This window comes from Microcoleus sp. PH2017_08_TRC_O_A (genome assembly GCF_020738665.1).
Taxonomy (GTDB): Bacteria; Cyanobacteriota; Cyanobacteriia; order Cyanobacteriales; family Microcoleaceae; genus Microcoleus.
Map to the genome: position 1 here is coordinate 66713 of NZ_JAEQCE010000020.1, position 16400 is coordinate 83112.

Sequence of the window (16400 nt, forward strand, 5' to 3'; positions counted from 1 at the left end):
GGTTTTTTATAAATTTGCGGGTGACAACGAAATATTGTCGAAAAAAACCCGGTTTCTCGGCTACCGCAATCAAGAAACCAGGTTTTTCTGAATCTGCGGGTAACAACGAAATATTGTCGCGTTATTTTCTTCATTCCGCGGAGGCGGAATTTGTTTGTCTAGGCGCGGTTTCAACCGCCGTCTTATCTTTGTTATTCAATGAGTTAAGATGATTGTTCATTTCTTGTAGATATGCTTTTAAAACTGGATACTGCGAAGTTGCTAGCAGCGCATCTTTTTTCTGAGTGACGGTTGTTTCTAACGGCAAAATGCGATACTTAGATTTATTGTTCAAAGTATAGCGGTGTACCCAAGTCGGAATTGTTTTAATGCTGATAATTTCTGTGGTTTTTTCGGGAAATTTCTTGCGGATATTTATTTGCACAATTACGCCTAAGTCTGTATAATCTTTGGTCTGCCCCGAGATGAAGTTTCCCATTGAATAAATTGCTACGGCCTTTCTGGTTTTCCCATTCTTTCCTTTGAATTTAAATATTTTGTAAGGCTGGACGACGTGGGGATGACTGCCGAGAATGATGTCTGCACCGGCTTTTAAAATGTTTTCAACTAATTGTTTTTGTTGGGTGTTTGGCTGTCGCTGATATTCGTCGCCAAAATGCAGGGAAATTGCGATCGCATCTGCTCCTTTTTTTCGGGCTTTGGCGATGTCTTTGATTATCTGTTTTTCGTCGATTAGCGAAACTAGGTAATCTTTGCCTTTGGGTATGGGGATGCCGTTTGTGCCGTAGCTGTAGGCTAGCATGGCTAGAGAAATATTGTTTTTGGTGACGATTAAAGTCCTATCGCCCGCTGCTTTAGACTTGGCTGTCCCTGTTGATGCAATTTTGCGATCGCCCAAATTTGCGATCGTCCTAATTACCCCTATTTCTCCCCGATCCAAAGCATGATTATTCGCGGTTGTCAAGATATTAAATCCAGCTTTTTTCGCAGCATCCAGTAATTGCACTGGTGCGTTAAATAGCGGATATCCCGTATATCCGCCCGCATCTTCGCCCGCTAAAGGTGTTTCCAGGTTTCCCGTTACCCAATCGCCCTTTGACAGGATACTTTTAACTGGTGCGAAGAAGCTGTCAAAATTGTATGTTTGCTTTTTTGCATCGTAGCCCGAGATTGTTTGAGTAATGTGCATCATGATATCGCCGACAGCAATTAGTTGCGCTTCTTTAATCTCAGACTTGGGTTTAGCCGGTGCAGGTGTTGCAATTGGCGATGGCGTCCCGCCCCGCAAGCTACGGCTTTCTGTACGCTGTGTGTTGGTTTTTGGCGTTTGGATGTCGCAGCTTGCGATCGAAAACACGGCAATTACCGAAAGCAACCGACGAAAAGTCATAACTTTTAAGAGTGATTTATCGGCATCTATGATATCATCATTATGCCTTGCACACCGTTGGCTGGAAACTAAGTTTTTCAACAAAAATATTGGCTAAAAACTCTCAATCTTCCTTAAAAAGCCCGGGTTCTTTGTTCGGATTACGCAATTTATAATGACTCGATTAGTTACACCCAAATAAATGACAAAAAAATATCTCATTATTGCCTTTATTGTTTTCTTCTCAATTACGGGTTTTGGTATTTTGAGTTACGCTCAGAGTTCGAGCGATCGACCTTTTGAATTTGCCTTAATTGGCGATTTGCCTTACAGCGCAGAACAAGAAGCAAAATTTCCGAATTTGATTGCAGATATCAATCGATCGCCCGCAGCCTTTGTCATTCACGACGGCGATATCAAAAGCGGTGGATCTGTCTGCGATGATGCAACTTTTGTCAGCCGCCAGCAGTTATTTAATAAATTTGAAATGCCCTTCATTCTCGCCTATGGTGATAACGAATGGACTGACTGTCACCGTTCAAATAACGCCAGTTACAACAATCCCATAGAAAGACTTGCTAAACTGCGGGAAATCTTCAGCAAAGGCACTCAAAGTTTGGGGAAACGTACCTTAACTCTCACCCGCCAAAGCGAAAATTCGCAGTTTGCTAAATATCGTGAAAATGTCCGCTGGATTTATAACGGGATAACATTTTTGGCGATAAATATGCCGGGAAGCAACAACAATTTTGGCCGGACTCCCGAACAGGATAAAGAATATGCCGATCGCAATTTCGCTAATTTAGCCTGGATTAAAGAATCTTTTGCTTCAGCAAAACGCAGCAACAGCAAAGGAATCATATTAGTTGCACAAGCAAATCCGGGCTTTGAACTCGATCGAACCGACAAAAGAATAACCGGCTACAACGATTTTATCGCAACTCTGGAAACAGAAACCCGCAATTTTCCCGGACAAGTCGTATTCGTGCATGGCGATACTCACTATTTCCGCATCGACAAACCTTTACCTCGTTTTGACGATGAGACTCAACTCCCCAGACTGCTAAACTTTACCAGAGTTGAAACTTTTGGTTCTCCAAACGTGCATTGGTTGCGGGCTTTTTATGACCCCAAAAATCCTAACGTGTTTGAATTTAAACAGCAGATTGTTCCCAAAAATTAGGCAAATTAACACCAGTTGTATCCCAGATAAATATTGTTTCGCTTATACTGAAGATCGCTAGCATGGAGGAATTTATTTATGACGATCGCAACTGAGCGCATTACCCTTGAAGAATTTCTGAAACTGCCAGAAACTAAACCAGCCAGCGAATACATTGAGGGCGAAATCATCCAAAAACCTATGCCTAAAACAAAGCACAGCCTATTACAGTTAAGAAGCTGCAACGAAATTAATCAGGTGACGCAGACTCCCAAGATAGCTTACGCTTTTCCAGAGTTGCGGTGTACGTTTGGCGGGCGATCTATTGTTCCCGATGTTGCGGTACTATTGTGGGAACAGATTCAATTTGATGACAGCGGCGAACCGTTGGATGATGTGCTAATTGCACCCTATTGGGCGATCGAAATTCTATCGCCAGAACAAAGCTCAAACCGCGTAACTAAAAAAATTATTCACTGTCTCGAACATGGCTGTCAGTTGGGATGGCTAGTCGATCCAGGCGATCGATCGATTTTAGCATTTTTACCCAATCAACAACCGCAATTCTGCGAAGGTAGCGATGTCGTTCCCGTACCCGAAATCATTCCCTTGAATATCACCGCCGAACAAGTATTTAGCTGGTTGAGAATGCAAGCATCAACGACAGGTTCGTAGTGAGGACTTTAGTCCTCATCAAAACAGAGGACTCAAGTCCTCACTACGAACCTTTACCTAAGCACACAATCGCATTGCTGATTGACAGTATGAATTGAGTTATACCCAAAAAGTCTATGTTTTACTCAAGGGTAAAAAATGTGAATTCATACTCAAGTTCAGCAACGCCAAATTTTCGCTCCTTATCTCTAATTTCCCAGTGGTGGAATCTTAGCCAACACACCTTTTTTCAGAGCTTGAGGACGCTCAGACCAAGGCAACAAACCATCCGGCTTAGCATAGTATTGACTCGCGCATTCGAGTACAGCCTCGACACTTTCCGGTTCATTTGGAGGCAAATCACCAAACAGATAAGTATACTTTCCAGCAGCAGCAAAAGAGACCGCACAAGAGTGACTGCAAGCACTCATGCACTCAACTTCTTGAATCTCAAACTCATCAGACAACTCCCAATCTTTAGCGAGTTTAGATAAATCTTCCATGAATTGTTGGCCACCACTTTTACCTTCGCGCTTGCCATCTTTCCAAACACTAGCGCAAGCAGTGCAAACCAAAAGACAGTGTTTTGTGCGTACAACCGTGTTTCGTTTAGTTCCATTCATCATCCGTACCTCGCAGATGCGTTCAAAAGTGAGTTAGATATCGGCGGGCATTCTGACTTGAGAGGTAAAGGACTGAAGTCCTTACTACAAACCTCATTACAGTTGCGGGACAGCGCCGGACTTGCACCGAACTTTCCCCGTTTCCTCTGGCGGCTGCTCCCCGCTAGAACCGATCGCGAATTCAAATCCTATCACACTTGCCGCCCTTTCCCAAAAAAGTTATCTTGGTAACAGCAAGTTTTAATATCTAACCACATAAATTAACCCCGTTCGTAGTAAGGACTTTAGTCCTCTGATATTTCTGCGGACTGAAGTCCTCACTACAAACCTTATGAACAAAGCTTTTCCCGACTTTTCCACACAGGGCTATCAAGTAACCCGCGAACTCGGATACAACAGTTTGGGCGGCCGCGTTACCTATTTTTGGGGAACTGGTATTAGCTTTTAGTTACATCCAGATTGCTTGAGCAACGGTACTGCGGATTCGCTTTAAGTTTTCCATACCTATCTCTTTAAGATTTAACAAAGACTCGTCGCTGGCTTCTACCAATTCAGACACCGTGAGGTATCCAGCAGCTTTCAATATATCAATTTTGCGCTCTGTGAGTCCATAAGGATATGCGTGAGATTTTTTTAATTTGCTAATATCTTCATTTAATATTAGCATTTCACCATGCTCAGGTAATTCAGGCAATTGAATTTTAAACAATTTACTTGTTTTGTGTAATTCTAAGGGTTCATTTCTCTCATTTTGCTCATTTAACCACCTAGTATAAATTTCATTAGTGACCCGAGCTCCCGTAGTTTTTTCCAACAATGTGCATAGATTCAAGCTATATCTTGTTCCTCGTCCCCTGGATTTCATTGCCCGTGAAACATCTCGAATTGAAATAAATCCAGTATATTCAAGTAGTTCTAACGGCTTTGATAGACGTTGTGCAATTTCTCTTAAAATAAGTACATTCTGCTTATTTTGCTCACCAGCCTGCTGAAATATTGATTCTGCAATCTCCCTTGCAGGATCGAGCATTGGTGCATATATGCCAAGTTTGGGCTTAAGCTCTTCAATCAAGGGCCAATAGTAATTACTTGCAAGGTCTATCAGTGTCTTGGTTATATGGGCTAAACTAATCTTGTGTTCTCCACAGTTTTCCGACAGACTATTCCATGCAAATATAAATCCCCTCATGTTTCCAAGTACAGCCCGTCCCATAAACCCCGCAACATTTTCTAAACCAAATTGACCAGAGAAAGACTCTTCAGGAAGCTGCTGATAAAACCTTTTTCTAATTATCTCGGCAAAGTTAGTATTATAGTCTTTTAGTTCATCATTCCTTGAAACATCGATCACCGTAGCATCATTATATACATCAAACCTTGTTCCAAAATTAGTAACTCCCGGGTAAATAGCAGCTTTACATGATATTGTACTGCTCGATAAAGTCCGAAATATATCGAAAAATTCATGCAGCGGAGCTTCCCGACCAATGTGAGCCGCGTCATCAAATAAAATAACTATCCTTTTCCCAGATGCACTCGATAAACTAGATAATTCTCTCTGAAGTGATGTGATGTTTGGCAAAGCTTCAAAGTCAAAGAGATTACCTGCTTTAATAACTGTCTTATTTACGGCATCAATTATTAGCTGACATAACATTATTTCATACTTCTTACCGTCACTTCTGAGTAATTCAAGATGACGAAGACTGATGTATATGCCAAATGTAGAGCTTAAATTATTTTCAGGATACATTCTTCTTGATGCTTCTATCATAAGCGCACTTTTTCCACTACCACGCGCCCCTTTTAATAACACTGGGCCATGAGCAATCAAATTTGAAATAAAGCGCTGCTCTTGTTTTGAGAAATAATGCAGTTTCTCAAACTCTTCAGGCGAACAATCTTCTGCGGCTAAGATCAGTGATGAATTTTCAGAAATAGCATTAACCATTAGAAAACTCCCATTTCTTGAATTTCTTTATAAGCGGTGATCGCTACTTGAATATCGAGTTTATTCACTGCATGACTGACTACAGAAACAAATAACCCAAGGGTAGCGATATTACGAACTGTTTTCTCTATCAGTTGTTGAGTTGTGTCTCGATCCAAGGCTGAACTTAAAGGAATCACCAGTTCGTGATGTATTCCTTTTGAAAGTTCAGAGTAGAGACTTGAAAAATCATTTAAAGTTTCATTATAGAATCTTTCAAAAGATTTTGTTCTAAGATTGACTATCCATTCATCCCCGCTGACATCTCTGATTGCATCCAACAGCTTATCAAAGTTAGCAGACCATATTAGTGTCTTATAATAATCTCCAAGCAAAGCTCTAGTAGGGTTTTCCAGTGACTTATCCTCCCAAAGATTATTGACCTTTTTGGCTAAAACATCACCTTGCCAATGTATAGACGACTTATTAGGCTTATCTATTTGATAATGGGAGTGCCTTTGATATTCCCTAAGTAGGAGGACTCTAAAAGGATCGAGCCTCGCAATCAGTGCGGTACATCCCAATTCCAGTATACTTCTACCTAAAAATGGGGCAAATAATGAAATTTGGTTATCACTGAGGGATTCTAGTCTTACTAGCTCTTTAACAACATTATCAATTGACGCGGATAAATGACTTAGCACCTCATCAATTTCACCTCCATCAGGAACGACATTTCCACAGAGTAGTTTGGCTAATGCTGACTGATTAGTTACTGACTCATCGACACCTGATTCATTAGAACTCATTTTATTTTACTGTAACCCGATCGACAGCTCCCAAAATTTTCACACGCAATGCGCACCTTACGGCTTGTAGGGTGCGCACCTTACATACTACAAATTAAGCTGTTTCGTGCTGTTGCCGCCATGCGGGATGCCACAGCAACTCGGCAGTCGATCGCTTCTCGACCATTTCCTTCGTAATCGTACACTGAGCCACATCCTTGCGGGAAGGCAATTCGTACATCACATCGAGCATTAACTCCTCCAAAATGCTGCGGAGAGCTCTCGCGCCGGTTTTGCGTCGGTAGGCCTCCTGGGCGATCGCCCGCAGCGCATCCGGCTCAAATTCCAACTCCACGCTATCCATCTTCAACAGCTTCTGATACTGCTTCACCAGCGCATTCCGGGGCTCAGTCAAAATCTGCATCAAAGCCGCCTCATCCAGCGGCGAAATCACCGTCACCACCGGAATCCGCCCGACAAACTCAGGAATCAAACCAAACTTAACCAAATCATCCGGCTGTACCTGCTGCAAAATATCAGCCGCCCGCTTATCCTTTGCCGGCAAAGTCGAGTTGCTGTCGCTTTCTGTTGGCTGAATAAAGCCCAAAGATTTTTTACCCAAACGCTGTTCTACTATTTTTTCTAAACCGACAAAAGCACCGCCACAAATAAATAGAATCTTGCTCGTGTCAACTTGAATAAAATCTTGGTAAGGATGTTTGCGACCGCCTTGCGGAGGCACATTAACCACCGTTCCTTCCAACATTTTTAGTAGCGCTTGCTGCACTCCTTCTCCCGATACATCCCGCGTGATCGAAGTGTTTTCGCTTTTGCGAGCAATCTTGTCAATTTCATCAATATAAATAATCCCGCGCTGTGCAGATTCCACATCAAAATCTGACATTTGCAACAGCCGCAGCAAAATATTTTCTACATCGTCGCCGACATATCCAGCTTCTGTCAGCGTCGTCGCGTCAGCTACCGCAAAGGGAACTTCGAGCATTTGTGCCAAACTTTGCGCTAACAAGGTTTTGCCGCAACCTGTCGGCCCGACTAGCATGATGTTGGATTTTTGCAGTTCGACATCGCTGTCGGGGGAAGACTTGCCGCTGTCTTTGGCTTGGTCTACGCTCAAGCGCTTGTAATGGTTGTAAACTGCTACAGAAAGGACTTTTTTGGCTGAGTGCTGGCCGATGACGTGGTTGTCTAAATGCTGTTTAATTTCTGTGGGTTTGGGAATTTGAGCTAGAACAATTTTCGATTTGCTCGATCGACTCTGGCGTTTCGATCCTTGTCCCTGAGACTCTCGCACCTCTGACTGGGGAATCTGTTGACCAATTGTTTTGCTAGAGTCAAAGAACTCCTCCTCTAAAATTTCATTGCACAATTCCACGCATTCATCGCAAATGTAGACGCCGGGCCCAGCTATTAACTTGCGGACGTACTCCTGCGACTTACCGCAAAAGGAGCATCTGAGATGGGAGTCATATTTTGACATATTTAGCCTCTTACTTTACGGTTGCGGTTGTTTGTTTTGACTGGGGAAGTTGCAGCGGGCTCGATCGAGTGCTCAGCCCTAGAAAGGTTTCCCGATCTGACACCAAAACCAGTCAAGCTTCGCGGACTCTATTTCTAAGTTAACAGTTAGCAAAAACATGGACAAATATCCTGTCATGCTTTTTTAAATTCATTCGGTGTTATCCGAATCGGGCGAACTGCACACCCACTATCCCTATACACAAGTGCTGTTGGGAATACTTTCCTGAGTATGTTATAAGAACCATTTACGTCAGCATTGATTATTGTTCCGTCTGCTGACTTGTAGAGTCCTCTCTTTATCCTACGTCCACTGAACTTGAGTGCTGAGTCCTTCTTTCCATAAGTTGGGATTGGGTCATTATCTAAGAAACTTGATTTGCTAGTGTAGCTTTCTTCGGTGAGAATTACTTTAATTCCAACTAACTCAGCTTTGTAAGTCAGCATCTCCACAAACTTTGCATGAGGAATAGAAACAAATTGTTGATTGTTTCTTCTTCCCAGACTCGACTCCTGCTTCCATAAATCATTCTTACCGATAACCAGCGTTCCTATTTCATTCGGGAGCAGATAATTAATGATTAAGCGAGAAGCCTTATGCAAGTAACCATCAACTTGATTGTTTCTCTTAGCGGATAATTGCTGAATTCGCTTTGATGTTTGAGCTTTACCTTTGAGCAGAGATTGCAGCTTAGCTTTCTGCTTGTTGTAGTGCTGGTTGAGTGCTTTGAGTGGCTTGCCGTTAATCAATAAAGGATTAAACCCTTTCTGATTTGAAGTTACTGCCGCTAAGTTACTGACTCCAATATCAATTGCTGCAATATGCTGGAAGTTTAACTGGTTAAGCTTTGATGCTATTTCATAGACTACCTCGATGACATACTGACCTGATTGCGGGATGATTCTAATCTGTTGAACATTTTGACATTTAGTGGGAAATTCAATGCTTGTCTTGGAAAGCTTTACTAATCCCTTGACTAATGCAGGCTTGCTAATCGCTCCTTTCTCATAGACAACGCAGAAACGTCCTTTGAGCTTATCTTTGTACTTCGGCAATTTAGGTTTGCCCAAAAACTTGCCTGGATTTTGTTTCCATTCCTTCATAGCCTCAAAAAATGACTTCCAGTTTCGATGCAGACTAATCAGGACTTGATTGCTGACTTTGGCAGGAAGCGCCTTGTAGGATTCATGAGATTTAACTTCATGATAGATTTGGCAATTATCAAGATAAGTATTCTCTAAAACAAAAGACTGCCTCACTAAGTAATTACAATAGTTGTAGAGATTTTTGGAACGCCATGCTAAATCGTCGCACTCCTTAGAGAAACTGTGACTTTTATCAATAATGTGACGCTCTACCAATCTCATTCTTCTTCTCCTTTGCTAGCTGAACTCGACTGCAACTCTAAAATTCACTTCTCGGTTTTCCTTGCCGATCGCCCTCGCTCTGACCAGATTTCCACCATCTGCGAGCAGTATTATAGGAAACTCCTGCTTTCTTGGCATAGTCCGACCGCTTCATACCCCTATATTACCTTAGTCCTTGGGAATAATAAAAAATTCTGACGAAGGCAAGGCCTTCTACATAAGTCCCGAAAGCAAGCCTTCTGCCGAAACCAAACTGGCTTACCATTTTTTGTATTCCAAAAATTTTCCCGACATAATTATTTTCACTCGATCGCCTTTTGGGTCTATTTCTTTCTCGACATCCAAACTAAAGTCGATCGCGCTCATAATCCCGTCACCAAATTTTTCGTGGATCACTGCTTTGAGCGGCATCCCGTACACCTGCATAATTTCATAGAAGCGATAAATCAACGGGTCAACCGGAACTGCTGCATCCAAAGAACCTTTTAACGGAGGTTCGCACAGCACCGCAGCCGTCTCGCCATCCAATCCCAAAGCCGAGACAATTTTTTCGGCTTCATCCAACGATGCGGTAGCTTGACGGTAAAAAACCGCCGCAATCCAAACTTCGTCGCGACCCAAAACTTTTTCCAACTCGGCAAAACTAATTCCCTTAGCTTTTTTAGCAGCCAAAAGCTTTTCTGTAATTTCTGAAGTTGCCATTAAATATTCTCCAACTCACTGCTGTACCAGATATGAAATATCTCTCACATTTTGGTGATTTTGTCAATGGCAACTCGATCGAAAAAACAGAAGCGATCGATCGCAGAGCTTCAGCAAAACCAGGTCTCATCAACCTTGACAAGCGAATTTCGACCTGTGGTACCCGCCACGTGATTTATCCGTGGAATCAATCCCAAATCGAAAATCGAAAATCCTCTCTTCCCCCGAATTTATCTAAAATCTAAAATCGATTGACAACTTATACAAGTTTTGCATAGTAGTATAGAAGATTTGAGATTGGGAATAATTGATGACTACCAGGGTTTAGAGCTGGTCTACAGTTGGATGATTTATTTCAAATTGCCTCGCAACAGATCAATCCCCAAAAACACTCCTAACTGCCCTCTGACAATGATACAGTTGGCAGTATATCCAGTGCAAGTTACACAAACAAAGGCAAACGGCCCAGTTTGGATCGTGCCAGCGTGCCCCCCGCCCAAACACGGATAGAATTCCCCGACAGGAGTCGCCAGTCGCCCCAAATTTTAGAATCAGGTTCCTCTGCTCCCAGATTCATCTGTGGAGTATTGACACTCCCCGGCGTGAACGCACGGGGATTCTTGGATCAATCAGTCAACTTGCTCGTTGATGCCACCACCAACGAGTAGAGGTCGGTCTGTCCCCAAGCGTTAATTCCGGTGTGCCCCACCGTATTTAAAATAATTCCTGATTGCTTTAATCCCTTCGCTAGGATATTCAAAGCTGCATTATGGTCGCGGTCTAACACCGTGCCACACAGGCAAATATGAGTTCTGACGGATAGCGACTTCTGGACACGATTTCCACAACTTGAGCAATCTTGGGAAGTGTACCCAGGTGCTACAGCAACTACTGTTTTACCATACACTTTTCCAAAGTATTGCAAATAATGATCAAGTCTGTGACCACGCTGCATCGCTAATTCCCAACGCAAGTTTATGGTTTTTCACCATATTTCTCACCTGAAGGTCTTCGTAAGCTACGAAATCGCTAGATTTCACCACGTACAACGCCGTCTTAATGGCGAAGTCTTTGCGCTGCCTACTAACTTTCAAGTGTTTTCTACCTAGCTTATTGATTGCTTTCTTTCGATTACCAGAACCTTTCTTTTTCCGTGAAACTCGTTTCTGCAACCGCTTTAAAGCTTTTTCACTTTTACGAAGATGCCGAGGATTTGTCATGGTCTCCCCACTACTATCGGTATAGAAATGGTTTAATCCCACATCTATCCCAATAGCTTTACCAGTCGGAATCACTGATTCTGTCCGCTCTACATTTATACAAAACTGAGTGTAGTAACCATCGGCACGACGAATTACCCTAACTCGTTTGATTTCCTTGGGTGAGTAGAAATGCAAGTCTCGACTACCGAGCAACCTGAATGTTCCCGCAGCAAAACCGTCCGTAAAAGTCAGACATCTTTTATCGGTAGAAAGCTTCCAACCTGATGTCTTATACTCTACGGAACGAGTGTGCTTTTTGAATTGCGGATATCCCTTTTTTCCTGGCTTCTTAGCTTTACAATTAGAGAAGAAACGTTGAATAGCAAAAATGGCACGTTGGGCCATCGCTTGACGCGCCATTGAGTTAAGTTTTCCTGCCCATTCAAACTCTTTCGCCATGATGGCGCATTGTTTGTAGAGGTCAAGTAGTTTGACTCCCTGATTGTCGATCCAATATCTAAGAGCTTTGTTTCGGACAAACTGAGCTGTGCGGATCATCTCGTCGATGACTCGGTATTGCTGTGGGTTGCCTTTCAACCTAAACTCTAGTACAATCATGGAACTATTTTATCATGTTTATAAACTATTGTGAGTATAAATAAACTGATTTATGAATCTTTACACCCGCAATTAAAGCCGTCCTATAAGGACGGGGCTTTAGACCCAATCTTTTGGTAAATCTCTCATTCTTCAATTTTTAAATCTAACATAGACTGACTCTCCATCCTCGCTCCCGCAGCCAAAGCCCCTTTACCGTTCATAACCGACAAGTGACAAAAGTATGGATATTGAGACCAAAGATTACAGCATTGAGTACGATCGCGCTACCCAAACAGTTACCTGCTGCGGCTCGTTTCGCATCAGCCAGATGGAAGAATACGCGCCGATCGTCGATCTGCTCAACGAAGTGACGGACTCCTCGCCTAATATGATTACTCTAGACTTGCGAAAACTAGAATTTTTAAATAGTTCAGGAATTAACATTATATCAAAATTTGTGATCAAAGTGCGCCAGCTAAAAAATATTCAAATCAGCATACAAGGCTCAAAACAGATACCATGGCAGGGAAAATCGCTCAAGAACTTGCAGCGGCTGATGCCTTCCTTACACTTAGAATTGGATTATTGACACTCCCCGGCCGTACCGCGGGATTCTTTAATCTACGATGTAGCTTGCTCGAGCAGGATTTCTCCAACAAGAGTAGAGGCTTCATCTCCTAAAGCGTTGCTTGCATCAAGTGCAAAGGTTCCGGTATGCCCTACCGTACCTAATCCTCGACTCAGGATGATTCTAGCTGCGTTTTCGTCTCTATCCATTACACAACCGCACTTACAGACGTGCGTCCTAGTAGATAGCGTTTTCTTCACAATTACACCGCAAAGGGAGCATTCTTGGCTGGTATATTGCGGACTTACCGCCACCGTTACCCTCTCAAATACTTTGCCAAAGTATTCAAGCCAGACACGAAATTGATACCAAGATGCGTCGTTAATAGACTTAGCCAGACAGTGATTCTTCACCATGTTTTTGATTCTCAAATCTGCCTTCGGCACGGCGAAGCGCCTACGTAAGCTATCAAGTCGTTGGACTGAACTACGCACCGCGCTAACTTTACAGCGTGGTCTTTACGTTGCCTACTTATTTTGAGGTGTCGCTTACCTAGAATCTGTCTAGCCTTGCCTCTATTTTTTGAATTTTTTGCCTTTCTAGAGACACGTCGCCCTGAACGTTTAAGAACTTTTTCACTCCGGAGGAGGAACTTAGGATTTCCAACCATCAATCCGTTAGAGTCGGTGTAGTATTCCTTTAAACCAACGTCTAGACCTATGGTATTTCCGGTTGGTTTTGTATTCTCCGTTCGGTTAAAATCAATACAGAACTGAACGTATATACCATCCGCCCTTTTTACCAATCTCACCCGTTTAATCTGGCTAATTTGATAGAAGTTTAGATCCCGCGTCCCTTTCAGTTTTAACCTTCCAATTCCTTTTTTGTCACTAAAAGTTATGGATTTTCTGTCCGAAGCAAGTTGCCAACCAGATGTCTTGTATTCAACAGAACGACAATCTTTCTGAAATTGTGGAAACCCTTTTTTACCCGTAACTTTCCGTTTACAGTTATCGTAGAATCGGGAGATAGAAGACCATGCTCTCTCTGCGCTAGCTTGTCTAGCCATTGAGTTGAGTTCTGAAGCAAATGGGAATTCTTTAGCCAGTACAGCGCAGTATTTTTGTAGATCGTTCTGACCAACCTTTTGATTATCCATCCAATAGCGTATACAACTATTGCGAATGAATTTGGCAGTACGAATTGCTTCATCTACTGCCGCGAACTGACTGGATTTCCCATATGTTTTGAACTCAAAAACTAGCATTGTCTTACCTCCTATCTTATATTACACTTGCCTATATCAATACCCCGGACTGTTTTTTGAGCAGCGACCCAAAGCCTCATTCTACCGTTAATATTTCACAGATACTGGAACCCAGAACCCGCATTCTACCGTTGGTCATTGAAAACTGTCCGGACTATTGCTATATAAGATTTTCCGCAAGTTCACAAAACTTTGTAAAGCCGTCAAGCTTATGACGGGGCTTTAAACCCAGATTTTCGGTAAATCGCACAAGGTAAAGGTGTTCACCTATCCCGCCTTGGGGAACCAGGATGAGAGCACCTGAAGTTAATGCGAATAAGTCATAGTTAAGTTAGCACCAAACTGTAAAAAACTTCCCTCTCAGACTAAAAATTACCAATTTTCAATTGCTATGCAGGAAGAACCATCGAGAGAACAGCTACTTTTGGACGTTCAGCGACTGAGTGCGGAACTAGAAAACTTGAAACGCGAAAAGTCCGATCTAGAAATCTTGCTGGAGACTACCACCCAACATTCGGATACGATGGAAGCTCACTTGCTCTCTCAAGCTCAGTTGGCCGTGCGCGAAAGCGAACAGCAGTTTCGGGCGATCGCCTCGGCAACTCCCGTTCCGGTATTGGTTTCTCGTCTCTCGGACGGCTTAATTTTGTATGCAAACGCTCAATTGGCTTCTCTGCTAAACATACCCCTAGAAGAATTGATCGGCTGCTGTACCCCAGACTTTTACCTCAACCCCGCCGATCGCCCAAAGGTACTCGAAGCCCTCGCCCAAGACGGATACCTGCAAAACTACGAACTCCACTGCAAAAAATCAGACGGAACCCCTTTCTGGGCAATTCTCTCGGTTCAGTCCCTCCAGTTTAAGAGTCAGCCGACGGCATTGTGCGCCTTGTACGATCTCACTCAGCGCAAGCAAGCAGAAAACATTCTCCAAGAGAGCGAAAAGCGGCTCCGGCGGCAGAGTCTGGCCCTGTTGCAGCTAGGGCGGCAGAGGACTCTCAACAGCGGTGCGCTGACTGTGGGAATTCGCGAAATTACTGAGGCTGCTGCGCGCACTTTGGAGGTGGAAAAAGTCAGCGTCTGGCTTTACAACCACGACAGATTGGGAACTGGCTACCCGATCGATCCTCAGCTAAATTTTACCCACAGAGCGATCGCCCGCAACCAAAAAGAATCTCTCGATACAGAGGCGGCCCCCCGAAACGATAACGAGTCAGTCAATCATTCTCAATTTAAAATCCCCAACCTCAAATTAGTTTGTCTCGACTTGTACGATCGCACTCACGAGCATCATTTGAGCCGCCAGTGCATATCAGCAAGCGATTTAAAATTTTCAATTTTAGATATAGAAAACGACGCGCCGGGCGAAAATCTAGCTGAAGACAATGGTTTAGAACCGGCGCCGCACACTCAAAACTCGATCGAAACAAACTTGTGCCACTTATCATCGATCGCCGAACATTCCGGTGTGCTGCCGAATAAGAGCAAGCCAAATTCATCGATCTTAAATGTAGCAATTAGGCTCGGCGGCCAGATCGTGGGCATCCTCTCTCTAGAACATATCGGCGCGCCCCGCCAGTGGGCTCTGGAAGAGCGCACCTTCGCCGATTCTTTAGCAAATTTAGTCGCGCTGGCGATCGAAGGATTTGAACGCCAGCGAGCTCAGGAAGCACTCTCCAAAGCCAAAGCGCAGCTAGAAATGACCGTCGATCAGCGCACCGCTCAAATCACCGCCACCAATCAACTGCTCCGCAGCGAAATTGCCGATCGTAAAAGAGCCGAAATCGCCTTGCAAGAAGCCTTACACAAAGCAGAAGCAGCTTCCAGAGCTAAAAGCACTTTTTTAGCCAATATGAGCCACGAACTGCGAACGCCGCTCAACGCCATTATCGGTTACAGCGAAATGCTAGAAGAAGAAGCACTGGACTCCGGACTCGATGACTTCATCCCCGATACCCAAAAAATTCGTAACGCCGGCAAACACTTGCTGACTTTAATTAACGATATTCTCGACCTTTCTAAGATAGAAGCCGGTCGGATGGAGGTTTACTTAGAAGAATTTGACCTCGGCAATTTAATAGAAGAAGTTGTTGCAACTTTGCACCCTTTAGTTGAAAAAAATCACAATCAATTAGAAGTTTCTTGCTCTCCAAATTTGGGAGTAATGTATGCAGATTTAACTAAAGTCAGGCAAATTTTGTTTAATTTGCTCTCAAATGCCCTCAAGTTTACCGAAGGTGGAACGGTGCTGCTGGGCGCCACTCGCGAGCCAGCAGGCGATAGCGATTGGGTTTATTTGCAGGTATCTGATACGGGGATTGGAATGTCTGAACAACAGCAGCAGGGTTTGTTTCAACCTTTTATGCAAGGGGATGCTTCGACTACTCGCAAGTACGGAGGCACTGGTTTGGGATTGGCGATTAGCCGCTTGTTTTGCCAGATGATGGGCGGCGATATCACTCTTGAGAGTCAGTTAGGTGTTGGCTCTACTTTTATTGTTCAATTAAAGGTCAAAGTTGATAGTTGACAGTTGACAGTTGACAGTTGACAGTTGTCAGTTGACAGTTGACAGTTGACAGTTGTCAGTTGACAGTTGACAGTTGACAGTTGACAGTTGACAGTTGACAGTTG

The 16400-nt window shown here is 43.4% G+C and carries 13 protein-coding genes, 2 pseudogenes and 1 riboswitch; of the genes and pseudogenes, 5 read left to right on the forward strand and 10 right to left on the reverse strand.

Annotated elements, in window-relative coordinates; all coding sequences use genetic code 11:
* Positions 1-130: 130 nt before the first annotated feature.
* Positions 131-1471: a CapA family protein gene (locus JGK22_RS08535; RefSeq protein WP_293216649.1), complete on the reverse strand. Its 1341-nt coding sequence runs from the start codon at positions 1469-1471 to the stop codon at positions 131-133.
* 100 nt (positions 1472-1571) lie between these two features.
* Between JGK22_RS08535 and JGK22_RS08540 the strand changes: the two genes are divergently transcribed.
* On the forward strand, positions 1572-2552 hold the full coding sequence (locus JGK22_RS08540; protein WP_293216652.1) for a metallophosphoesterase: 981 nt from the start codon (positions 1572-1574) through the stop codon (positions 2550-2552).
* Positions 2553-2630: 78 nt separating this feature from the next.
* A complete protein-coding gene (locus JGK22_RS08545) occupies positions 2631-3206 on the forward strand; it encodes a Uma2 family endonuclease (RefSeq protein WP_293216655.1) in 576 nt (191 codons plus the stop codon).
* Positions 3207-3394: 188 nt separating this feature from the next.
* On the opposite strand, the gene JGK22_RS08550 is transcribed toward JGK22_RS08545, so the two are convergent.
* The 7 genes from JGK22_RS08550 to cynS form a co-directional block, all read right to left on the reverse strand.
* A complete protein-coding gene (locus JGK22_RS08550) occupies positions 3395-3811 on the reverse strand; it encodes a DUF1636 domain-containing protein (protein ID WP_325314915.1) in 417 nt (138 codons plus the stop codon).
* 21 nt (positions 3812-3832) lie between these two features.
* Positions 3833-3997, reverse strand: a riboswitch (cobalamin riboswitch).
* Positions 3998-4256: 259 nt separating this feature from the next.
* Entirely contained in the window at positions 4257-5759 is a 1503-nt protein-coding gene (locus tag JGK22_RS08555) for a hypothetical protein (RefSeq protein WP_293181264.1), read from the reverse strand.
* Positions 5759-6547: a hypothetical protein gene (locus JGK22_RS08560; protein WP_293181261.1), complete on the reverse strand. Its 789-nt coding sequence runs from the start codon at positions 6545-6547 to the stop codon at positions 5759-5761. The genes JGK22_RS08555 and JGK22_RS08560 overlap by 1 nt, the downstream gene beginning before the upstream one ends.
* A 94-nt stretch (positions 6548-6641) precedes the next feature.
* Entirely contained in the window at positions 6642-8024 is a 1383-nt protein-coding gene (clpX, locus tag JGK22_RS08565) for an ATP-dependent protease ATP-binding subunit ClpX (protein ID WP_293181258.1), read from the reverse strand.
* A gap of 173 nt (positions 8025-8197) precedes the next feature.
* Positions 8198-9430 carry a transposase gene (locus JGK22_RS08570; protein WP_293181255.1) on the reverse strand — a complete coding sequence of 411 codons (1233 nt, stop codon included), beginning with the start codon at positions 9428-9430 and terminating at the stop codon, positions 8198-8200.
* A gap of 15 nt (positions 9431-9445) precedes the next feature.
* Positions 9446-9568, reverse strand: a complete 123-nt coding sequence (locus tag JGK22_RS08575; RefSeq protein ID WP_293192285.1) for a hypothetical protein — start codon at positions 9566-9568, stop codon at positions 9446-9448.
* 120 nt (positions 9569-9688) lie between these two features.
* Positions 9689-10132, reverse strand: a complete 444-nt coding sequence (cynS, locus tag JGK22_RS08580) for a cyanase (protein WP_293181252.1) — start codon at positions 10130-10132, stop codon at positions 9689-9691.
* Between the two features lie 32 nt (positions 10133-10164).
* On the opposite strand from cynS, the gene JGK22_RS08585 reads away from it, so the two are divergent.
* Positions 10165-10377 (forward strand): hypothetical protein, encoded by a 213-nt coding sequence (locus JGK22_RS08585; RefSeq protein ID WP_293312694.1) that lies wholly within the window; start codon positions 10165-10167, stop codon positions 10375-10377.
* Between the two features lie 380 nt (positions 10378-10757).
* Here the strand turns inward: JGK22_RS08585 and JGK22_RS08590 are convergent.
* Positions 10758-11952: pseudogene (locus JGK22_RS08590) on the reverse strand (transposase).
* A 223-nt stretch (positions 11953-12175) separates the two neighbouring features.
* On the opposite strand from JGK22_RS08590, the gene JGK22_RS08595 reads away from it, so the two are divergent.
* Complete coding sequence (locus JGK22_RS08595) at positions 12176-12523, forward strand: hypothetical protein (protein ID WP_293181249.1); 348 nt, start codon at positions 12176-12178, stop codon at positions 12521-12523.
* Between the two features lie 32 nt (positions 12524-12555).
* Here the strand turns inward: JGK22_RS08595 and JGK22_RS08600 are convergent.
* Positions 12556-13769, reverse strand: a pseudogene (locus JGK22_RS08600) (transposase).
* A 391-nt stretch (positions 13770-14160) separates the two neighbouring features.
* Between JGK22_RS08600 and JGK22_RS08605 the strand changes: the two are divergent.
* Positions 14161-16296: an ATP-binding protein gene (locus JGK22_RS08605; RefSeq protein ID WP_293192290.1), complete on the forward strand. Its 2136-nt coding sequence runs from the start codon at positions 14161-14163 to the stop codon at positions 16294-16296.
* Positions 16297-16400 lie beyond the last annotated feature (104 nt).

Coding starts and splice junctions, on each gene's coding strand:
- JGK22_RS08575 (WP_293192285.1), bottom strand. CDS start 9,568: ATGCCAAGAAAGCAGGAGTTTCCTATAATACTGCTCGCAGATGGTGGA.
- JGK22_RS08540 (WP_293216652.1), top strand. CDS start 1,572: ATGACAAAAAAATATCTCATTATTGCCTTTATTGTTTTCTTCTCAATT.
- JGK22_RS08545 (WP_293216655.1), top strand. CDS start 2,631: ATGACGATCGCAACTGAGCGCATTACCCTTGAAGAATTTCTGAAACTG.
- clpX (WP_293181258.1), bottom strand. CDS start 8,024: ATGTCAAAATATGACTCCCATCTCAGATGCTCCTTTTGCGGTAAGTCG.
- JGK22_RS08585 (WP_293312694.1), top strand. CDS start 10,165: ATGAAATATCTCTCACATTTTGGTGATTTTGTCAATGGCAACTCGATC.
- cynS (WP_293181252.1), bottom strand. CDS start 10,132: ATGGCAACTTCAGAAATTACAGAAAAGCTTTTGGCTGCTAAAAAAGCT.
- JGK22_RS08555 (WP_293181264.1), bottom strand. CDS start 5,759: ATGGTTAATGCTATTTCTGAAAATTCATCACTGATCTTAGCCGCAGAA.
- JGK22_RS08595 (WP_293181249.1), top strand. CDS start 12,176: ATGGATATTGAGACCAAAGATTACAGCATTGAGTACGATCGCGCTACC.
- JGK22_RS08550 (WP_325314915.1), bottom strand. CDS start 3,811: ATGATGAATGGAACTAAACGAAACACGGTTGTACGCACAAAACACTGT.
- JGK22_RS08605 (WP_293192290.1), top strand. CDS start 14,161: ATGCAGGAAGAACCATCGAGAGAACAGCTACTTTTGGACGTTCAGCGA.
- JGK22_RS08560 (WP_293181261.1), bottom strand. CDS start 6,547: ATGAGTTCTAATGAATCAGGTGTCGATGAGTCAGTAACTAATCAGTCA.
- JGK22_RS08570 (WP_293181255.1), bottom strand. CDS start 9,430: ATGAGATTGGTAGAGCGTCACATTATTGATAAAAGTCACAGTTTCTCT.